Source organism: Paraburkholderia sediminicola (genome assembly GCF_046026895.1).
Taxonomy (GTDB): Bacteria; Pseudomonadota; Gammaproteobacteria; order Burkholderiales; family Burkholderiaceae; genus Paraburkholderia; species Paraburkholderia sediminicola_C.
This window is the reverse complement of the sequence record NZ_JAQQEU010000297.1, coordinates 1-378: the sequence shown is the minus strand read 5'-3', so window position 1 is coordinate 378 and position 378 is coordinate 1. Positions and strand designations below refer to the sequence as shown.

At 66.7% G+C, this 378-nt stretch carries 1 protein-coding gene; it reads left to right on the top strand.

The genetic code is table 11. The features are described from left to right. Positions 1-12: 12 nt before the first annotated feature. A partial coding sequence (locus PQR02_RS40850) for a Mur ligase family protein (RefSeq protein WP_408243458.1) occupies positions 13-378 on the top strand: 366 nt, incomplete at its 3' end.

The window sequence follows — 378 nt, the reverse complement described above, 5'->3', positions numbered from 1 at the left end:
CCGGCGCGGGACGTGGCCGGCGCCATCGTCGACATGCTGTACCCGTCAGGCACCCCGAAGACGATCCCCATTGCGAGCATCACCGGCACCAACGGCAAGACGACCACTTCGCGCATGCTGGCCCAGATCATGAAGCTCGCGGGCTACACCGTCGGCCTCGGTACCACGGATGGCGTATACATTGATGGACGGATGACGCTCGCGGGCGATATGACCGGCGTGTCATCCGCCCGAATGATCCTCGCGGATTGCGCTGTCGATGTCGCCGTGCTGGAAACGGCCCGCGGCGGGCTGCTGCGCCGCGGGCTCGGATACCCCGAATGCAATGTGGCGGCGTGCCTCAACGTGAGCGCCGATCATCTCGGGCTGCGCGGCATC